The 17,925-nt window shown below is 70.3% G+C and carries 15 protein-coding genes and 2 pseudogenes; 12 read left to right on the top strand and 5 right to left on the bottom strand.

Annotation, left to right across the window (positions count from 1 at the left end):
* The first annotated feature begins 35 nt into the window (after positions 1-35).
* The 7 genes and pseudogenes from OG595_RS16680 to OG595_RS16650 all read left to right on the top strand — a co-directional run.
* On the top strand, positions 36-1,847 hold the full coding sequence (locus OG595_RS16680) for an outer membrane protein assembly factor BamB family protein (RefSeq protein WP_329272848.1): 1,812 nt from the start codon (positions 36-38) through the stop codon (positions 1,845-1,847).
* 83 nt (positions 1,848-1,930) lie between these two features.
* Positions 1,931-3,556: an outer membrane protein assembly factor BamB family protein gene (locus OG595_RS16675; RefSeq protein WP_329272846.1), complete on the top strand. Its 1,626-nt coding sequence runs from the start codon at positions 1,931-1,933 to the stop codon at positions 3,554-3,556.
* Positions 3,557-3,818: 262 nt separating this feature from the next.
* Positions 3,819-4,535 (top strand): helix-turn-helix transcriptional regulator, encoded by a 717-nt coding sequence (locus OG595_RS16670; RefSeq protein WP_329272845.1) that lies wholly within the window; start codon positions 3,819-3,821, stop codon positions 4,533-4,535.
* Positions 4,536-4,701: 166 nt separating this feature from the next.
* Complete coding sequence (gene galT, locus OG595_RS16665) at positions 4,702-5,787, top strand: galactose-1-phosphate uridylyltransferase (RefSeq protein WP_329272843.1); 1,086 nt, start codon at positions 4,702-4,704, stop codon at positions 5,785-5,787.
* Positions 5,784-6,746 carry a UDP-glucose 4-epimerase GalE gene (gene galE / locus OG595_RS16660; RefSeq protein WP_329272840.1) on the top strand — a complete coding sequence of 321 codons (963 nt, stop codon included), beginning with the start codon at positions 5,784-5,786 and terminating at the stop codon, positions 6,744-6,746. The genes galT and galE overlap by 4 nt, the downstream gene beginning before the upstream one ends.
* Before the next feature lie 91 nt (positions 6,747-6,837).
* The gene (galK, locus tag OG595_RS16655; protein WP_329272838.1) at positions 6,838-8,010 is read left to right on the top strand and encodes a galactokinase; all 1,173 of its coding nucleotides are present in this window, start codon (positions 6,838-6,840) and stop codon (positions 8,008-8,010) included.
* A gap of 162 nt (positions 8,011-8,172) precedes the next feature.
* Positions 8,173-8,628: pseudogene (locus OG595_RS16650) on the top strand (LysR substrate-binding domain-containing protein); the annotation flags it as partial.
* A 120-nt stretch (positions 8,629-8,748) separates the two neighbouring features.
* Here the strand turns inward: OG595_RS16650 and OG595_RS16645 are convergent.
* Together OG595_RS16645 and OG595_RS16640 are read right to left on the bottom strand one after the other, a co-directional pair.
* Positions 8,749-9,660, bottom strand: a complete 912-nt coding sequence (locus tag OG595_RS16645; RefSeq protein WP_329272837.1) for a sulfotransferase family protein — start codon at positions 9,658-9,660, stop codon at positions 8,749-8,751.
* Between the two features lie 79 nt (positions 9,661-9,739).
* Positions 9,740-10,207: a GNAT family N-acetyltransferase gene (locus OG595_RS16640; RefSeq protein WP_329282939.1), complete on the bottom strand. Its 468-nt coding sequence runs from the start codon at positions 10,205-10,207 to the stop codon at positions 9,740-9,742.
* A 297-nt stretch (positions 10,208-10,504) separates the two neighbouring features.
* Here OG595_RS16640 and OG595_RS16635 point away from each other — a divergent pair, with 297 nt between their 5' ends.
* Complete coding sequence (locus tag OG595_RS16635) at positions 10,505-11,278, top strand: response regulator transcription factor (protein ID WP_329272835.1); 774 nt, start codon at positions 10,505-10,507, stop codon at positions 11,276-11,278.
* Between the two features lie 58 nt (positions 11,279-11,336).
* Here the strand turns inward: OG595_RS16635 and OG595_RS16630 are convergent, their stop codons facing one another.
* Complete coding sequence (locus tag OG595_RS16630) at positions 11,337-11,834, bottom strand: MarR family winged helix-turn-helix transcriptional regulator (RefSeq protein WP_164318744.1); 498 nt, start codon at positions 11,832-11,834, stop codon at positions 11,337-11,339.
* 126 nt (positions 11,835-11,960) lie between these two features.
* Between OG595_RS16630 and OG595_RS16625 the strand changes: the two genes are divergently transcribed.
* The 3 genes and pseudogenes from OG595_RS16625 to OG595_RS16615 all read left to right on the top strand — a co-directional run bounded on the left by OG595_RS16625 (position 11,961) and on the right by OG595_RS16615 (position 13,051).
* Positions 11,961-12,800 (top strand): trans-aconitate 2-methyltransferase, encoded by an 840-nt coding sequence (locus tag OG595_RS16625; RefSeq protein ID WP_329272831.1) that lies wholly within the window; start codon positions 11,961-11,963, stop codon positions 12,798-12,800.
* Between the two features lie 3 nt (positions 12,801-12,803).
* Positions 12,804-12,896, top strand: a pseudogene (locus tag OG595_RS16620) (glyoxalase); the annotation flags it as partial.
* Positions 12,897-12,922: 26 nt separating this feature from the next.
* Entirely contained in the window at positions 12,923-13,051 is a 129-nt protein-coding gene (locus OG595_RS16615) for a hypothetical protein (protein ID WP_329272830.1), read from the top strand.
* A 40-nt stretch (positions 13,052-13,091) separates the two neighbouring features.
* On the opposite strand, the gene OG595_RS16610 is transcribed toward OG595_RS16615, so the two are convergent.
* Both OG595_RS16610 and OG595_RS16605 read right to left on the bottom strand, forming a co-directional pair.
* Entirely contained in the window at positions 13,092-13,769 is a 678-nt protein-coding gene (locus OG595_RS16610; protein ID WP_329272828.1) for a TetR/AcrR family transcriptional regulator, read from the bottom strand.
* Positions 13,766-14,779, bottom strand: a complete 1,014-nt coding sequence (locus tag OG595_RS16605; RefSeq protein WP_329272826.1) for an acyl-CoA desaturase — start codon at positions 14,777-14,779, stop codon at positions 13,766-13,768. The genes OG595_RS16610 and OG595_RS16605 overlap by 4 nt, the downstream gene beginning before the upstream one ends.
* A 322-nt stretch (positions 14,780-15,101) precedes the next feature.
* On the opposite strand from OG595_RS16605, the gene ppc reads away from it, so the two are divergent.
* On the top strand, positions 15,102-17,852 hold the full coding sequence (gene ppc / locus OG595_RS16600; protein ID WP_329272824.1) for a phosphoenolpyruvate carboxylase: 2,751 nt from the start codon (positions 15,102-15,104) through the stop codon (positions 17,850-17,852).
* The last annotated feature ends 73 nt before the right edge of the window (positions 17,853-17,925 follow it).

The raw sequence follows: 17,925 nt of genomic DNA, 5'->3' as shown, positions 1-17,925 counted from the left end.
CGTGGCTAAAAATCAGCTGAAGGGGGAACGCGCTGATGACCCAGCCGCCCAGTCAACCGCCCCAGGGGCCGCCCCCGGGCGGCTTCGGCCCACCGCCGGAGACCCCGCAGGGAGTGCCACAGGGACCGCCGCAGGGTTCGCCGTACGGGGCTTCCCCGTACGGGACTTCGCCCTACGGGGATCCGCCGCCCCTGCCACCGGCCCCGCCCACGCCCCAGCCGGGGTACGGCTATCCGCAGCAGCCCGGCCCCTACGCCCAACCGGGCCCGTACGGCGCCCAGTCCGGCCCCTACGCCCAGCAGCCCGCGGCATACGGGGCGGCGCCCACCCCCGGCTACGGCTACCCCGACCGGCAGCCCCCGCAGTTCCCCGGCGCCCCCGTACCCCCGCCGCCCTCCCGCAGCCCCTTCAAGGGGCGGCCCGCGCTGATGCTCGGGGCGGCCGTCGCCGCGCTGCTCGTCATCGGGGGCACGGTGTACGCCGTGACCAGCGGCGGTGGCGACGACGACAAGCCCGTGGCCGGCGGCAGCGAGGCCGGCCCGGACCTCTCCGCGCCCGCCTCCGGCCCCGCCGACACCGGGAAGAGCGACGACGACGCCGGCGGCGGTGCCGCCGGCGCGGACTCCGACGACCTCAACAAGGGGCGCAAGGCCGGCGAGTCGAAGGTGCTGTGGTCCAAGGACGCGCCGGACGCGCCCGCGTCGGGCGCCGACGCCAACGGCATGTGGATCACCGACAAGGTGGCCGTCAAGGCGGCCTACAAGGAGGTGTTCGCGTTCGGCGTCGGGAACGGCGACGTGGCCTGGGGGCCGATCACCTTCCCGCAGAAGATCTGTGCCGTCACCCCGCAGAAGTCGGCCGACGACAAGATCGTGGTCGCCTACATGAGCGGCGCCAGCGAGCGGGCCAAGTGCAACAAGCTCCAGGTGCTCGACCTGAACACGGGTGCGAAGGGCTGGAGCGCCGAGGTCGCCGACGGGGCGCTGTTCGACAGCGCGCTCAGCGTCGAACTGACGCTCACCGGCACGACCCTGATGGTCGGACGCTCGCAGTCCGGCACGGCGTACGACCTGAACACCGGCGCCAAGCTGTTCGACAAGGTGAAGTACGGCGCCGCCTGCTTCCCCGCCGCCTTCGCGGGCGGCGCCAGGCTGATCGTCGTGTCGTCCTGCGGGGCGTCCACCTCCACGGAGCACGACGAGGTGCAGGAACTGGACCCGAGGACCGGTGCGGCCCGCTGGACCCGGCCCATTCCGAAGGGCTGGGCGGTCGGACGCACGTACTCCGTCGATCCGGTCGTCCTCTATCTCACCAACGAGGACAAGAAGTCGTGGAACATCTCCACGCTCAAGGACGACGGCAGCTTCCGTTCCGAGGTCTCCGTCGACGAGTCCTTCGCACCCGTGTGCGGCTGGGCGATCCTCGAACGGGACCTCCAGGGCTGCCAGGGCGTCGCCACCGACACCGACACCCTCTATCTGCCGACCAAGGCGACGAGCGGCGCGGGCGAGATCGTCGCGATCGACCTGGCCACGGGCAAGGCCAAGTGGCGCGTCAAGTCACCGGCAGAGGAATCGATGCTGCCGCTCAAGGTGGAGAGCGGCGCGCTCATCGCCTACGTCGAGCCGTCGTACGACGCGGGCGGCCAGGTCGTGTCGATCCCCGTCACCGGCAGCGGCCACACCCCGACGACGCTGCTGAAGAACCCGACGGCGGCAGCCGACGTCGAGAACGGCTTCTACTCCAAGGAGTACGACTGGGTCGACGGCCGCTTCTACCTCTCCACCACCCGGCTGAGCGGCAGGGACGACCAGAAGGAGAAGCTGATGCTCGCCTTCGGCAAGTAGACGCCCTCTTCCCCCTCTCCCTCTTCCCCTTCCCTTTTCCCCTTTCTCTTTTCTCCTCTCTCCGCTCCCGAGGTACCCACGCCATGACCCAGCCGCCGCCCCCGCCCAACCAGCCCCCGCAGCCTCCCCCCGGCTACGGCTATCCCCAGGGCGGCCCGAACCCGTACGCCCAGCAGCCCCCGTACGGTCCTCCCGGCTACGGCTACCCGCAGCAGCCGCAACCCGCGTATCCCACTCCGGTTCCGCCTCAACCCCCCACCCCCAAAGGGAAGTTGAACGCGCAGGCGGTCATCATCGTGTCGGCCGTCGCCGCGATCGCGCTGATCATCGGCGCCGGTGTCTGGTACTCCTCCTCGAAGGACGGCCAGGCCGACGCGAAGGGCGGCGACAGGAACAGCACCGCCGGCACCACGGAGGGAACCGGCGGCAGCGGCGGCAGCGGCGGTACGGACAAGGCGCCGGCGAACACCGCCTCCAAGGTCCTCTTCCAGCTCCCCGAGCCCGTCGTCGGCGCAGACGAGAACAGCACCACCGTCGTCGGGTCCTGGCTCACCGACGTGGTGTACGCCAAGAGCGGCCGGGCCGAGATCGTCGGATACGACCCCGCGAAGGGCACCAGGCTCTGGACGGTCCCGCTGCCCGGCCCGGTGTGCGCGGCCAGCCGCCACACCACCGCCGACCACCGCACGGCGATCGTGTACGAGCCCGCCATGCCGACCAAGGACAAGCCCTCGCACGGCTGTAGCCAGGTCGCGGCGATCGACCTCGACGCGGGCAAGAAGCTGTGGACCCGGACGGTCAAGTCCGGCGACCAGGTGATCAACCTCGACAACGTGACGATCAGTGCGAACACGGTCGCCGTCGGCAGCACCAGCGGCGGCGGCGCCTTCGACATCACCGGCAAGTCCCTGTGGGGCCCGAAGCCGACCGACTCCTGCTACGACGCGGGCTACGGCGGCGGCGAGAAGCTGGTCGCGGTCCGCAAGTGCGGCACGTACGGCGCCCGGCAGCTGAACATCCAGACCATCGACCCGGTCTCCGGCAAGGTGCTCTCCGAGTACGCGATGGCCAAGGGCATCGAGGACGCCAGCATCGTGTCGACGAACCCGCTCGTCGTGGCCTCCGACATCAACCGCTCCGCGGGCGACGGCAGCGGCATCTCGGACTTCTTCTCCATCGACAACAGGACCGGGCGGCTGCGTACGAAGATCTCGGCGCCCGGCGACCGGTACGCCGCCGAGTGCGAGGGCATCACCAGGATCGAGTACTGCAACAAGCTGGCCGTCGGCAACGACAGGCTGTACCTCCCGACCGAGGACCACGACGGCACCGGCGAGTACAGCAGGACCAACGAGATCGTCGCCTTCGACCTCGCCACCGGCAAGCAGGACGGACAGCGCGCCGAGGCGGGCGACGGCTACTCGATCTCGCCGCTGACCATGGACGACGGCAACGTGATCGCGTACAAGCGCCCGCCCTACGACAAGGGCGGCCAGATCGTCAGCATCGACGGCGGCTCCTTCGCGCAGACGAAGCTGATGGAGAACCCGGCGACGAAGGCGGTGCGGGAGGTCGAGGCCGGCATGCAGCCCGAGTACGCCGAACTCATCTACGCCGACGGCCGCCTCTACATGTCCCAGGTCTACGCCCGCAAGCCCTCCAGCACGGGGGAGACCAGGTACCTGGCGATCGCCTACGGCACGAAGTGAACACGATCGGCTGATCGCCGACCGCCGTGTTGACGGCCCCGTCCCTGCTCAGGGGCGGGGCCGTGCACGTACTACTCATCACCCTCGAATGAGAGGATTTTCCGCGATCCGGGGCACTTCTCTCCAGTAGGGGAAGCGCAACGTCGAACAAGCGTGTAGCTTCCGGGGTCATGAGAAGCGGGGGGAGCCGGGGGGCTCCCGGCCGTGGGGACCAATGGACATCCAGAAGGGACAACCATTGGGGGGACTGGGGGGTGGCTCGATGGGAGTGCGGCTGATGGTGGTCGACGACCACCGACTGCTCGCCGAGGCGCTTGCCTCGGCGCTGAAGCTGCGCGGACACCGCGTGCTCGCCGCGGCGGCGCCCGCCGCGGGCGCGGCGGAACTGGTCATCACACGCGCGCCGGAGGTGTGCCTGCTGGGCACGGCGACCCCGGCCGAGCCGGGCATGTTCGACCCGGTGGTGCGGATCAAGCGCGAGCGTCCGCAGGTGGCGGTCGTGGTCCTGGGCCCGGTGCCCAGCCCGCGCGGCATCGCCGCCGCCTTCGCCGCCGGCGCTTCCGGGTACGTACGTCACGACGAGCGCATAGAGGGCGTCGAGCGCGCCATCATGAAGGCCAGGGCGGGCGAGGCGGCGGTCGCTCCGGCGCTGCTCCAGGGCGCGTTCAGTGAACTGCTCAACCCCGCCGCCCAGCCCGACGACGAGGGCCAGCGCCTCCTCCAGATGCTCACGCCGAGAGAGGTCGAGGTCCTGGTCCGGGTCGCCGACGGCGAGGACACCCGGCTGATCGCGGCCGGCATGGGGATCGCGCCCAGTACGGCCCGTACGCATGTGCAGCGGGTGCTGATGAAGCTCGGGGTGGGGTCCAGGCTGGAGGCGGCGGCCCTGGCGGCCCGTACGGGTCTGCTGGACCGGGCGGGCCCGGTGCATCTGCACTCACCGCCCGCCCCGCTCCCACCCCCCGACGGGGACTTCTGACCCCACGAGGTACATCACTTTTCGGACTGCGGAGCCGGAGTTCCCGTGAACTCCGGCTCCGCTGACGTGTCACGGCTCGCCTGGCTATACCGATGGTTGTGGATTTATGATTTCATGTGTTCGGTTCTGTTTGAAGCTAGGTTTGGGTACGGATGGAGAATCCGGCGTGAAGAAGACCTCGACGAGGCTCGCCGACGGTCGTGAGCTCATCTACTACGACCTGCGCGACGACACAGTGCGCGACGCGGTGGACCGGCGCCCTCTGGAGCGCACGGTCACCACGTCGCAGGTACGCCGGGACCCGCTGCTCGGCGACGAGGTGGCGATCGCCTCGCACCGCCAGGGCCGCATCTACCACCCCCCGGCCGACGAGTGCCCCCTCTGCCCGACCGAGGGCGACCGGCTCAGCGAGATCCCGGACTCCTCCTACGACGTCGTCGTCTTCGAGAACCGTTTCCCCTCCCTGGCCGGCGACTCCGGACGCTGCGAGGTGGTCTGCTTCACCTCCGACCACAACTCGTCCTTCGCCGACCTCACCGAGGCACAGACGCGGCTGGTCCTGGACGCGTGGACCGACCGGACGTCGGAGCTGTCCCACCTCCCCGCCGTCCAGCAGGTGTTCTGCTTCGAGAACCGCGGCGCCGAGATCGGCGTCACCCTCGGCCATCCGCACGGCCAGATCTACGCGTACCCCTTCACCACCCCGCGCACGGCCCTGATGCTCCGCTCGGTGGCCGCGCACAAGGAGGCGACGGGCGGCGAGAACCTCTTCGACTCGATCGTGGAGAAGGAACTCGCGGGCGAGCGCCTCGTGCTGGCGACCGACCACTGGGTGGCCTTCGTCCCGTACGCCGCCCACTGGCCGTACGAGGTGCACCTGTACCCGCGCCACCGGGTGCCGGACCTGCTGGCGCTCGGCGAGGAGGCCCGCACAGAGTTCCCCAAGGTCTACCTGGAACTCTTGAGGCGCTTCGACCGGATCTTCGACGGGCCGGGTGGTGGGAAAGAAGGAGCGGGCGAGCCGCCCACGCCGTACATCGCGGCCTGGCACCAGGCGCCGTTCGGCACGCTGGAGGAGTTCGAGGGCGTCAACCGTGACGACTTCGGACTCCACCTGGAGCTTTTCACCATTCGACGTACTTCCGGCAAGCTGAAGTTCCTCGCGGGCTCCGAGTCGGGGATGAGCGTGTTCATCAACGACATCCAGCCGGAATCCGCGGCCCAGCGACTGCGAGAGGTAGCGAGTTCATGAGCGGTAAGTACCTGGTCACCGGTGGTGCGGGCTATGTCGGCGGGGTGGTCGCCCAGCATCTGCTGGAGGCCGGCCACGAGGTCGTCGTCCTCGACAACCTCTCGACGGGCTTCCGGGAGGGCGTCCCGGCAGGTGCCACGTTCGTGGAGGGCGACATCAAGGACGCCGCCAAGTGGCTCGACTCCTCCTTCGACGGGGTCCTCCACTTCGCGGCCTCCTCCCAGGTCGGCGAGTCGGTCGTGAAGCCCGAGAAGTACTGGGACAACAACGTCGGCGGCTCGATGGCCCTGCTCACGGCGATGCGCGAGGCGGGCGTCCGCAAACTGGTCTTCTCGTCCACGGCGGCGACGTACGGCGAGCCGGAGGAGACCCCGATCGTCGAGACGGCCCGTACGTCCCCGACGAACCCCTACGGCGCCTCGAAGCTGGCCGTCGACCACATGATCACCAGCGAGGCGACGGCCCACGGCCTCGCCGCGGTGTCGCTCCGCTACTTCAACGTGGCCGGCGCGTACGCCACCCAGGGCGAGCGCCACGACCCCGAGTCCCACCTGATCCCCCTCGTCCTCCAGGTCGCCCAGGGCAAGCGGGACGCGATCTCGGTCTACGGCGAGGACTACCCGACCCCCGACGGCACCTGCGTACGGGACTACATCCACGTCGCCGACCTGGCGGACGCTCACCTGCTGGCCCTCACGGCCGCGACAGCGGGCGAACACCTGATCTGCAACCTCGGCAACGGCGAGGGCTTCTCGGTCCGCGAGGTCGTCGAGACGGTACGCCGGGTCACCGGCCACCCGATCCCGGAGGTCGTGGCCCCGCGCAGGGGCGGCGACCCGGCGGTCCTGGTCGCCTCCGCCGACCGGGCCCGCACCCGCCTCGGCTGGAACCCGACCCGGTCAGATCTGGCCGGAATCGTCGCGGACGCCTGGGAGTTCGCGCAGCGGCACAGCAAGTAGCAGTAGCAGTAGCAGGCAGCGGTCATCAGGTATCAGGTAGCAGACCTGGCAGCCCTGGAACGTACGAAATGAAAGGTCAGAGGTAGAGGGCATGACGACTGTGGATGTCGCCGAGGCGTTCGAGGGTCTGTACGGGTCGGCGCCGGAGGGAGTGTGGGCGGCGCCGGGCCGCGTCAACCTGATCGGCGAACACACCGACTACAACGACGGTTTCGTCATGCCCTTCGCCCTCCCGCACACGGCGGTGGCAGCGGTCTCGCGCCGCACCGACGGCGTCGTACGCCTGCACTCGTCGGACGTCGAGGGCGGGGTCGTCGAACTGCGGACGGGGGAGCTGACGCCCGAGTCGGACAAGAACTGGACGGCGTACCCGGCGGGCGTGATCTGGGCTCTTCAGGACGCCGGCCACACGGCGGTGGGCGGAGGCGCGGACATCCACCTCACCTCGACCGTACCGACGGGCGCGGGCCTGTCGTCCTCGGCGGCCCTGGAGGTCGTGGTCGCCCTGGCCCTGAACGACCTGTACGAACTCGGCCTGGAACGCTGGCAGTTGGCCCGCCTGTGCCAGCGCGCCGAGAACGTGTACGTGGGCGCGCCCACAGGCATCATGGACCAGACAGCCTCGGCCTGCTGCACCCAGGGCCACGCCCTCTTCCTCGACACCCGGGACCTCTCCCAGGACCAGATCCCCTTCGACCTGGCGGCCGAGGGCATGACCCTGCTCGTGGTCGACACCCAGGTCAAGCACTCCCACAGCGAGGGCGAGTACGGCAAGCGCCGGGCGGGCTGCGAACGCGGCGCGCGACTGCTGGACGTGAACGCGCTGCGCGATGTGGCGTACGACGACCTCGACGCGGCGCTGGCCCGCCTGGCCGACGCGGGTGCGGACGAGGAAGTACGCCGCCTGGTACGCCACGTGGTGACGGAGGACCACCGCGTCGAACGGGTGGTCGCCCTCCTGAAGTCGGGCGGCGACACCCGCGCCATCGGCCCGATCCTCACCGAGGGCCACGCCTCCCTCCGCGACGACTTCCAGGTGTCGTGCCCGGAACTCGACCTGGTGGTCGAGGCGGCGGTCGACTCCGGCGCCCTGGGCGCCCGCATGACCGGCGGCGGCTTCGGCGGCTCGGCGATCGTCCTGGTCGAGGCGGAGGCCACGGACCGGGTCGGCAAGGCGGTGGAGGAGGCGTTCGCCGCCGCCGGATACACGGCCCCCCGGGTGTTCGCGGCGGTCCCTTCGGCGGGCGCGCGGCGGGTTCGGTGACGCATCGAGGCGCCCGGTTCGAGCGACCGGCTGAACCGACCAGTTGAACCGATCAGTTGAACCGGCTGCTCGAACCGACCGGTTCAAGCAGCCGGCTGAAGCAACTGGTCAGCGCGTGGCAGACGCGAACTCCGGCCGGTCGAGCAGACGCAGCCGGCTGCCGCCGACCTGGCCCTCATCGGTACCGCGAACGCCGCCCCCGACGGGCTGGACGCGTTGACGATCAGCAGTGAGCGGCTCGTCGTGGCGGTGCCGGCCGGGCATCCCCCGGCGGAACAGGGGCGGATCCGTCTGCTCGACCTGACCGCCCACCCCATCGTCTGCACGCCACCCGGTACCGGCCTGCGCGCGGTGTTCGACCGTGCCTGCGCCGCCCAGGGCATCCACCCCGACCTCGCGTTGCGGGCCGGCTCCGCGGATGCCATCGCCGGCCTCGCCGCCCGCGGGCTCGGCGTCGCCGTCCTCGGCGAATCGATGGCCGCGGACCACCGCGACCGCCTCACCGCCCGCACCGTCGACGACGTCGACGCACCGGCGCTGCTCGCCCTGACCCGGCGGCGAACGCCCGGCCCCGCCCCGCGCGAACTCCTCGTGCACAGCCGCCAGGCATGCGGCTGACCCAGGCCCCCATTGCCACTGCCCCCATGGCCCCTGATCTCACAGCCCCTGACCTGGCGGCCCCTGAACCACTCACCGCTCCTACGGAGACCCCCTCCAGGTATCTCCTGTAGGGGCTCTCTACAGGTACCCCCACGTCCGGCACATCCCCCGCAGCACCTCGGGTATCTCCTCGGCCGTCGGAGCCGGCCGGTCCGGCTGGACCCTGCCCGAGCGGATCTTGTCGTTCCAGTCGCCGAAGCCGCCGCCGAGGACCGCGCCCTCCAGGCTGCTGCCGTACTCCAGCATGCCGGGCTGCCAGTCCAGCTCCAGGAAGTCGCATAGGGCGCGGAGTTCGGTGGCGGGGTCGGCGGTGAGGTTCTCGTACGTGAGGATGTGGCCGCCGAGCTTCGCGTGGGCCTCCTCCATCGCCTCCATGTACTGGAGGACCCGGGTCGCCGCCTCCTCGCGGGTGCGGTCGGGGACCGCCTCGTGCCAGGAACGGGACACCGCGGCGGGGTGGCGGCGCAGGAAGACGAACCGGGCGTCGGGCCAGGTCTCGGCGATGCGCTGCCACTGGAAGGTGTTGCCCGGCGTCTTCTCCACGATGAACGGCTTGCCCGACTTGACCAGTTCCCGGTGCAGGGCGCGGTCCCAGAGCAGGCCCTCCAGGTCCTCGTAGCCGAGGCCGAGCGCCTCGAAGGAGCGCTCCGTGGGGCTGCCCGACTTGAAGTAGACCTCCAGGCCGGTCAGATGCAGCTCGTGCGAGGCGTGCAGCTCGGAGTGGGCGCCCAGCATCATGCGGAGCAGCGTCGAACCCGAGCGCACGGGGGCCAGCACGAAGACCGGCCGGTTCAGGAGACGGTCCACCGTCGGGTCCACGGGGTGCCGGGGCGCGGCCGGTGGCCGGGCGGGCCGCGGCGAACGCGGCTTCGGGACGGCGTCGAGGGTGCCGGGCTTCGCGGTCGCGCCGGGCTTGGGCGCGGGAACCCGGCGGACCTGGTAGCCGGTCGTCTCGGCAAGCTTGGAGTTCAGCTTCCGCAGGATGCTCATGGGGCGGGACGTTAGAGCTCTTACCTGAGACTTACCTTGGCCTTGTCTGAGACCGGGGTAAAGGCCCGTGGTGAGCGCCTCAGAGAGTCTGCGGCGCCAACCGCTTCGTCAGCGTGTACTCGGTGACCCCCGGGGGATAGTCCGGGATCACGCACACCACCTCGTACCCCTGCTTCCGGTAGAAGTCCGGTGCCTGGAAGTCCCAGGTCTCCAGGCGTGCGTGGGTGCACGCGCGCTCCTCGTGCGCCGTGCGCTCCGCTTCCGCGAGGAGGCGGGAGCCCAGGCCGCTGCCCCGGTGCGGGGTGTCGACCCAGAGGTACGCCACATGCAGCCAGGTCGTCCAGGTGTGGCCGACCAGACCGCCCGCCAGGCCTCCCACCTCGTCGAACGCCCAAACATGGAGCGGGAGTTCGCGCTCGGCCGGGGTGCCGCGCAGGGCACGCAGGACGGGTGAGGCGGCCGTGTTCGTGTCGCGCAACCGCGACCGGAGCACGGAGAGCCATTCCTTGTCGACTTCTGTCTCCATACGAAACATGCGGCACACCATAAACGCCCTGGCCAATCAGTTCTGCGAATTACCTTCCACTCCTGCCTCCCGGCCGTACCCTGATGAACAGCACCGGTGGGGGCCGGTGCTGATCAGGGGGCGAGACAGTCGGGTACGACGCCCGGAGTGGGGGTAGCAGTCATCGCACGGCGGCGGCCGTGCGCAGATGGCTGTGGCAGCCCCGTCCCAGGCCAGAAGCAACAGCCGGGGACTGTTCCGGGCGTCGTGTCCGCACGGGTTGTCCCCCCGACGATTGGGTGTCCCCAGCTCTTGAGGAGCTCGGGGAAGGGGGTTTCAGTGGTTCGCATCCGAGTCCTGGTCGTCGACGACCATCGCATCTTCGCCGAGTCGCTCGCCGCCGCACTGGCCGCGGAGCCCGACGTCGACGTCTCCGCCGCCGGCAGCGGTCCCGCCGCGCTGCGCAGTCTGGAGCGAGCGGTGGCCGAGGGCCGCCGGTTCGACGTCCTGCTCGTCGACTCCGACCTGGGCGGCAACGTGCCCGGGGCGCGTCCGGCGGTGCCCGTGCAGGAGGGCAACGCGGAGGGTCTCGTCGACGGCATCTCGCTGGTCGCGGGCGTCCGTTCGGGACACTCGCACGTACGGATCGTCGTCCTCGCCGAGAAGGACGACCCCCGCAGGGCCGCGCTCGCCCTCCAGGCGGGCGCCTCCGGGTGGGTCGCCAAGGACTGCTCGCTGTCGCGGCTGCTGACCGTCATACGGGGTGTGCTGCGCGACGAGACGCACCTCCCGCCGGCCCTCCTCACCGGTGTGCTGCGTGAGCTGACCGCCGCCCGCAAGCACCGCACCGAGAGCGAGCGGCTCGTCGAGTCGCTCACGCCGAGGGAGCGGGAAGTGCTGCGGTGCATGGTCGCCGGGCTGGGCCGCAAAGCCGTCGCCGAACGGCTGTTCCTCTCCCCGCACACCGTGCGCACCCACATGCAGAACGTGCTGGGCAAGCTCGGCGTCCACTCCACGCTCGCCGCCGTCGCCCTCGCCCGGCGGGCCGGGGTCGGCCCCGTCGACCTGGGCCACGGCGGACGCATCGGCGTGGAGGAGAGCAGCAGCGCCTGACCGCCAGCAGCGACTGACCGGCAGCGGTGCATGACCGACCGGTCGGCGTACGCCGGTGTCAGCCGGGGATGTTGTCGAACGGCGCCGTCAACTGGCGCAGCAGCCCGGCCAGTTCGCCCCGCTGTGCCCGTGACAGTTCTGCCAGGATCGCGCGCTCCTGGTCCAGCAGGCCCGCGAGTGCCTGATCGGCCCTGTCCTGGCCCTCGGGCGTGAGCCGGACGAGCACCCCCCGCCGGTCACTGGGGTCGGGGAGGCGCTCCACCAGGCCCTTCTTCGTCAGCCGGTCGATACGGTTCGTCATCGTGCCGGAGGTGACCAGGGTCTGGGTGAGGAGCTGCCCGGGGGAGAGCTGGTACGGGTTCCCGGCACGCCTCAGCGCGGTCAGGACGTCGAACTCCCAGGGCTCCAGTGCGTGCTCGGCGAACGCCAGCCTGCGCGCACGGTCCAGGTGCCGGGCCAGCCTGCTGACGCGGCTGAGCACTTCGAGCGGTTCCACGTCGAGGTCCGGGCGCTCCCGGCGCCACGCAGCGACCAGCCGATCGACCTCGTCCTCCATGGCGATCAGTGTAGTGGTTGTGTCGATGTGAAGTCTCTTGGCATCAAGTCTCTTGACGTCGAGAGACTTTCTCCGTCAGGGTGGAGCCGAAGACGGTGATCGCCCCCTGACCCCGGGAGTACCCCCATGCCTGCCACCACCCCCGCTCCTGCCCCTACATGGGACCCCGCCCAGTACCTCCGCCACGCCGACCACCGAGCCCGCCCCTTCACCGACCTCCTCGCCCGAGTCCCCGACCTCCCCGCCGAACCGTCCGCGGGGCCGCCCCGCATCGCCGACCTCGGCTGCGGCCCCGGCAACGTCACCGCCGTACTCGCCGACCGCTGGCCCACCGCGCACATCACCGGGTACGACAACTCCGCCCCCATGCTGGAACAGGCCGCCCGGTACGCGGGCCCCACGGCGGGCGGCGGACACCTCGACTTCGCCCACGCGGACGCCTCGGCATGGGCGCCCTCCGAGACGTACGACCTGATCGTCTCCAACGCCGCCCTCCAGTGGGTCGAAGGACACCTCGACGCGTTCCCGGCCTGGCTGGACGCCGTCGCCCCCGGCGGGACCTTCGCCTTCCAGGTGCCGAACAACCTCGACGCACCCCTGCACAGCCTGATGCGCCAGCTGGGCACCGGCGCCCGCTGGAAGAGCCGCCTCGGCGAGGTGCTGCGCCACGACGACTCCGTCCACGCACCCCTCGTCTACCTCGACCGGCTCGCCCGGCTCGGCTGCGAGGCGGACGTGTGGGAGACGACGTACCTGCACGTCCTACAGGGCGAGGACCCGGTGCTGGACTGGGTCAAGGGGACGGGACTGCGACCCGTCCTCACCGCCCTGGCGGACGACCCGGAGGCCCGGGACGCGTTCGTCACCGAGTACCGCGATCTGCTGCGCGCCGTCTACCCGACGGAGTCGTACGGCACGGTGCTGCCGTTCCAGCGACTGTTCGCCGTGGCGCGGAAGGCGGGCTGAGCGATGATCGCCGCCGTCGATCATGTACAGCTGGCCGCGCCGCCCGGCACGGAGGATGCCCTGCGGGCGTACTACGTCGGTGTCCTCGGCATGACTTCGACGAGGGCGGCGCTGTGTCGGTGTTGACCGAGCCCGATTACAAGAAGGCCGTCTACAAGGCGGAGCAGCGTGTCCCCTACGACGTGGACGTAGTCATCCCCGTCGGCCCCGCCAAAGGCTTCGTCATCGGCGAGGCGATCACCCGGGCCTGATGCCCGCGAGGGGCCAAACCCTCCCGAGCCCGGCAGGGACTCAGGCCTTCCGCCGCCCGATCAGCCGCGGCTTCGCCTCCAGACCGTCCAGCCCGTGCCACGCCAGGTTCACCAGATGTGCCGCCACCTCCGCCTTCCTCGGGCGTCGCACGTCCAGCCACCACTGGCCGGTGAGCGCGACCATGCCGACCAGGGCCTGGGCGTACAGCGGGGCCAGCTTGGGGTCGAAGCCGCGGCGTTTGAACTCGCGGCCCAGGATGTCCTCCACCTGGGTGGCGATGTCCGAGATCAGGGACGCGAAGGAACCCGTCGACTGCGGGATGGGGGAATCGCGGACGAGGATGCGGAAACCGTCCGTGTACTCCTCGATGTAGTCGAGGAGCGCGAAGGCGGCCTGTTCGCACAGTTCGCGGGGATGCCCTGCCGTCAGGGAACTCGTCACCATGTCCAGCAGGCGCCGCATCTCGCGGTCCACGACCACCGCGTACAGGCCCTCCTTGCCGCCGAAGTGCTCGTACACCACCGGCTTGGAGACGCCGGCCTTGGCCGCGATCTCCTCCACCGACGTCGCCTCGAAGCCCTTCGTGGCGAACAGCGTGCGGCCGATCTCCAGCAACTGGGCCCGGCGCTCGGCACCCGTCATCCGGGTGCGGCGGGGGCGCCGCGGTTTCTCATTGCTCTCGGTGCTGCTGGAGTCGGTCACCACGCCGTCAATCATGCCGCCTTCGCGGGCTCCTTCCGGCGCCGGGAGCCGTCCAGATCCGTGTTACGGCGTGAATCGATACGCGAGCGTGACGGCCAGCGCACGTCAGAGGCCCAGCCGAGCTTCTCGAACCAGCGGATCAGCCGCGCCGATGAGTCGATCTGCCCGCGCATCACACCGTGTCGCGCCGACGTCGGGTCGGCGTGGTGCAGGTTGTGCCAGGACTCGCCGCAGGAGAGGACGGCCAGCCACCACACGTTCCCCGAGCGGTCCCGCGACTTGAACGGGCGCTTGCCCACCGCGTGGCAGATCGAGTTGATCGACCAGGTGACGTGATGGAGCAGGCAGACACGGACGAGCGAGCCCCAGAAGAAGCCGGTGAAGGCACCCCACCAGGACATCGTCACCAGGCCGCCGATCAGCGCCGGCAGGGCCAGCGACAGCATCGCCCACCAGATGAACTGACGGGAGATCGCCCGGATGTCCGGGTCCTTGATCAGGTCGGGCGCGTACTTGTCCTGCGGCGTCTGCTCCTCGTCGAACATCCACTCGATGTGCGCCCACCACAGGCCCCGCATCAGCGCCGGGACCGTCTCCCCGAACCGCCACGGCGAATGCGGGTCGCCCTCCGCGTCGGAGAACTTGTGGTGCTTGCGATGGTCGGCCACCCAGCGCACCAGCGGACCCTCCACCGCCATCGACCCGGCGATGGCGAGCGCGATCCGCAGCGGCCGTTTGGCCTTGAAGGCACCGTGCGTGAAGTAGCGGTGGAAGCCGATGGTGATGCCGTGGCAGCCCAGGTAGTAGAAGAAGACGAGCAGGCCGAGGTCCAGCCAGCTCACCCCCCAGCCCCACGCCAGCGGCACCGCCGCCAGCACCGCGAGGAACGGGACGGTGATGAAGAGGAGAAGCGTGATCTGCTCGATCGAACGCTTCTTTTCGCCACCCAGCGTGGCCGAGGGCAGTGAGGTGTCGTCGGACGTCTTCCCGGCGTCTTCGATCGCACCGGAAGGTGAGGTGGTCATGCGCGTCCCCTGGGGGGTGGTGGGTCTAGGGAGATACCGGATACGGAATCCGAGGGCGCCCTTCGGATCCAGGCTCCCTACGGTTGCGTAACCTACGGCGTCGTAAGTATGTCAGCGCGTTGCCCGGCGGCAAGAGCCCGAAATTCTGCGCGTCCCCCTCGACACCTATCCTGGAGTCGGTCGGACAGCGCGGTCCGCTCTCTTTTCTTCCCGGATGCCCAGCCCCTATGCCGCCCGGCAACCGGTTCCGGCGCGGCCAGACCGCCCGGACACCGGCCGGGTACCCACCCGCCGAGCCTCCACACTGCAAGGAGCCGCACCTGTGAGCAGTGCCGACGACCGTGGCCAGACCGACATGGCCGCCACGACGACCAGCAGTGAACTGCGCGCCGACATCCGACGCCTGGGTGACCTGCTCGGCGAGACCCTCGTCCGCCAAGAGGGCCCTGAGCTGCTCGAACTCGTGGAGAAGGTCCGCCACCTGACCCGCGAGGACGGCGAGGCCGCCGCCGAACTGCTGCGCGGCACCGAGCTGGAGACCGCCGCCAAGCTCGTCCGCGCCTTCTCCACCTACTTCCACCTCGCCAACGTCACCGAGCAGGTCCACCGAGGCCGCGAACTGCGCGCCAAGCGCGCCGCCGAAGGCGGCCTCCTCGCCCGCACCGCCGACCGCCTCAAGGACGCCGACCCCGACCACCTGCGCGCCACGGTCAAGAACCTCAACGTTCGCCCGGTCTTCACGGCCCACCCCACGGAAGCGGCCAGGCGCTCGGTCCTCAACAAGCTGCGCCGCATCGCCGCACTGCTGGAGACCCCTGTCATCGAGGCGGACCGGCGCCGCTACGACACCCGTCTGGCCGAGAACATCGACCTCGTCTGGCAGACCGACGAACTGCGCGTCGTACGCCCCGAACCCGCCGACGAGGCCCGCAACGCCATCTACTACCTCGACGAACTGCACGCGGGTGCCGTCGGGGACGTACTCGAAGACCTCACCGCCGAACTCGAACGCGTCGGCGTCCGCCTCCCCGACGACACCCGCCCCCTCACCTTCGGCACCTGGATCGGCGGCGACCGCGACGGCAACCCCAACGTGACCCCGCAGGTCACCTGGGACGTCCTGATCCTCCAGCACGAGCACGGCATCAACGACGCCCTGGAACTGATCGACGAGCTGCGCGGCTTCCTCTCCAACTCGATCCGCTACACCGGCGCCACCGAGGAACTCCTGGAGTCCCTCCGCGCCGACATCGAACTCCTGCCCGAGATCAGCCCCCGCTACAAGCGCCTCAACGCCGAGGAGCCCTACCGGCTCAAGGCCACCTGCATCCGCCAGAAGCTCGAAAACACCAAGCAGCGCCTGGCCAGGGACACCCCGCACCAGCCCGGCCGCGACTACCTCGGCACCGGCCAGCTCCTCGCCGACCTCACCCTCATCCAGACCTCCCTGCGCGAACACCGCGGCGGCCTCTTCGCCGACGGCCGCATGGACCGCACCATCCGCACCCTCGCCGCCTTCGGCCTCCAGCTCGCCACCATGGACGTACGCGAACACGCCGACGCCCACCACCACACCCTCGGCCAGCTCTTCGACCGCCTCGGCGAGGAGTCCTGGCGGTACGAGGACATGCCCCGCGAGTACCGCAACAAGCTCCTCGCCAAGGAACTGCGGTCCCGCAGGCCCCTCGCGCCCACCCCGGCGCCCCTCGACGCCGCCGGCACCAAGACCCTCGGCGTGTTCGAAACCGTCAAGAAGGCCCTCGCCGTCTTCGGACCCGAGGTCATCGAGTCGTACATCATCTCGATGTGCCAGGGCTCCGACGACGTCTTCGCCGCCGCCGTACTCGCCCGCGAGGCCGGACTCATCGACCTGCACGCCGGCTGGGCCAGGATCGGCATCGTCCCCCTCCTGGAGACCACCGACGAACTCAAGGCCGCCGACACGATCCTCGAAGACATGCTCTCCGACCCCTCCTACCGCCGCCTGGTGGCACTCCGCGGGGACGTCCAGGAAGTCATGCTCGGGTACAGCGACTCCTCCAAGTTCGGCGGCATCACCACCAGCCAGTGGGAGATCCACCGCGCCCAGCGCCGCCTGCGCGACGTCGCCCACCGCTACGGCGTCCGGCTGCGCCTCTTCCACGGCCGCGGCGGCACCGTCGGCCGCGGCGGCGGCCCCTCCCACGACGCGATCCTCGCCCAGCCCTGGGGCACCCTGGAGGGCGAGATCAAGGTGACCGAACAGGGCGAGGTGATCTCCGACAAGTACCTGGTCCCCTCGCTCGCCCGCGAGAACCTCGAACTCACGGTCGCCGCCACCCTCCAGGCCTCCGCCCTGCACACCTCCCCCCGCCAGTCCGACGAATCCCTCGCCCGCTGGGACGCGGCCATGGATCTCGTCTCCGACGCCGCCCACGCGGCCTACCGCAGGCTCGTCGAGGACCCGGACCTGCCGACGTACTTCCTCGCGTCGACACCGGTGGACCAGCTCGCCGACCTGCACCTCGGCTCACGGCCCTCCCGCCGCCCCGGCTCAGGCGTCTCCCTCGACGGACTGCGCGCCATTCCATGGGTGTTCGGCTGGACCCAGTCACGGCAGATCGTGCCCGGCTGGTTCGGCGTCGGCTCCGGCCTGAAGGCCCTGCGCGAAGCCGGCCTGGACACGGTCCTGGACGAGATGCACGAGCAGTGGCACTTCTTCCGGAACTTCATCTCCAACGTCGAGATGACGCTCGCGAAGACCGACCTGCGCATCGCCCGGCACTACGTCGAGACCCTCGTTCCCGCCGAGCTCCAGCACGTCTTCGCCGACATCGAGGCCGAGCACGAGCTCACCGTCCGCGAGGTTCTGAAGATCACCGGCGAGAGCGAACTCCTCGACGCCAACCCGGTCCTCAAGCAGACCTTCACCATCCGCGACGCCTACCTGGACCCCATCTCCTACCTCCAGGTCACCCTGCTCAAGCGCCAGCGCGACGCCGCCGCAGCGGGCGCCGACCCCGACCCGCTCCTCGCCCGCGCCCTCCTCCTCACGGTCAACGGAGTGGCGGCGGGCCTGCGCAACACCGGCTGAGCCGGACGCGGACAGCGCGAAACAGCCGAGGGTGCCCTCGTACACGGACACACGGTCCACATGTACGAGGGCA

This window comes from Streptomyces sp. NBC_01451, from assembly GCF_036227485.1.
Taxonomy (GTDB): domain Bacteria; phylum Actinomycetota; class Actinomycetes; order Streptomycetales; family Streptomycetaceae; genus Streptomyces.
Note: the sequence above shows the minus strand (reverse complement) of the source record. Positions and strands in the feature narration are given on the sequence as shown.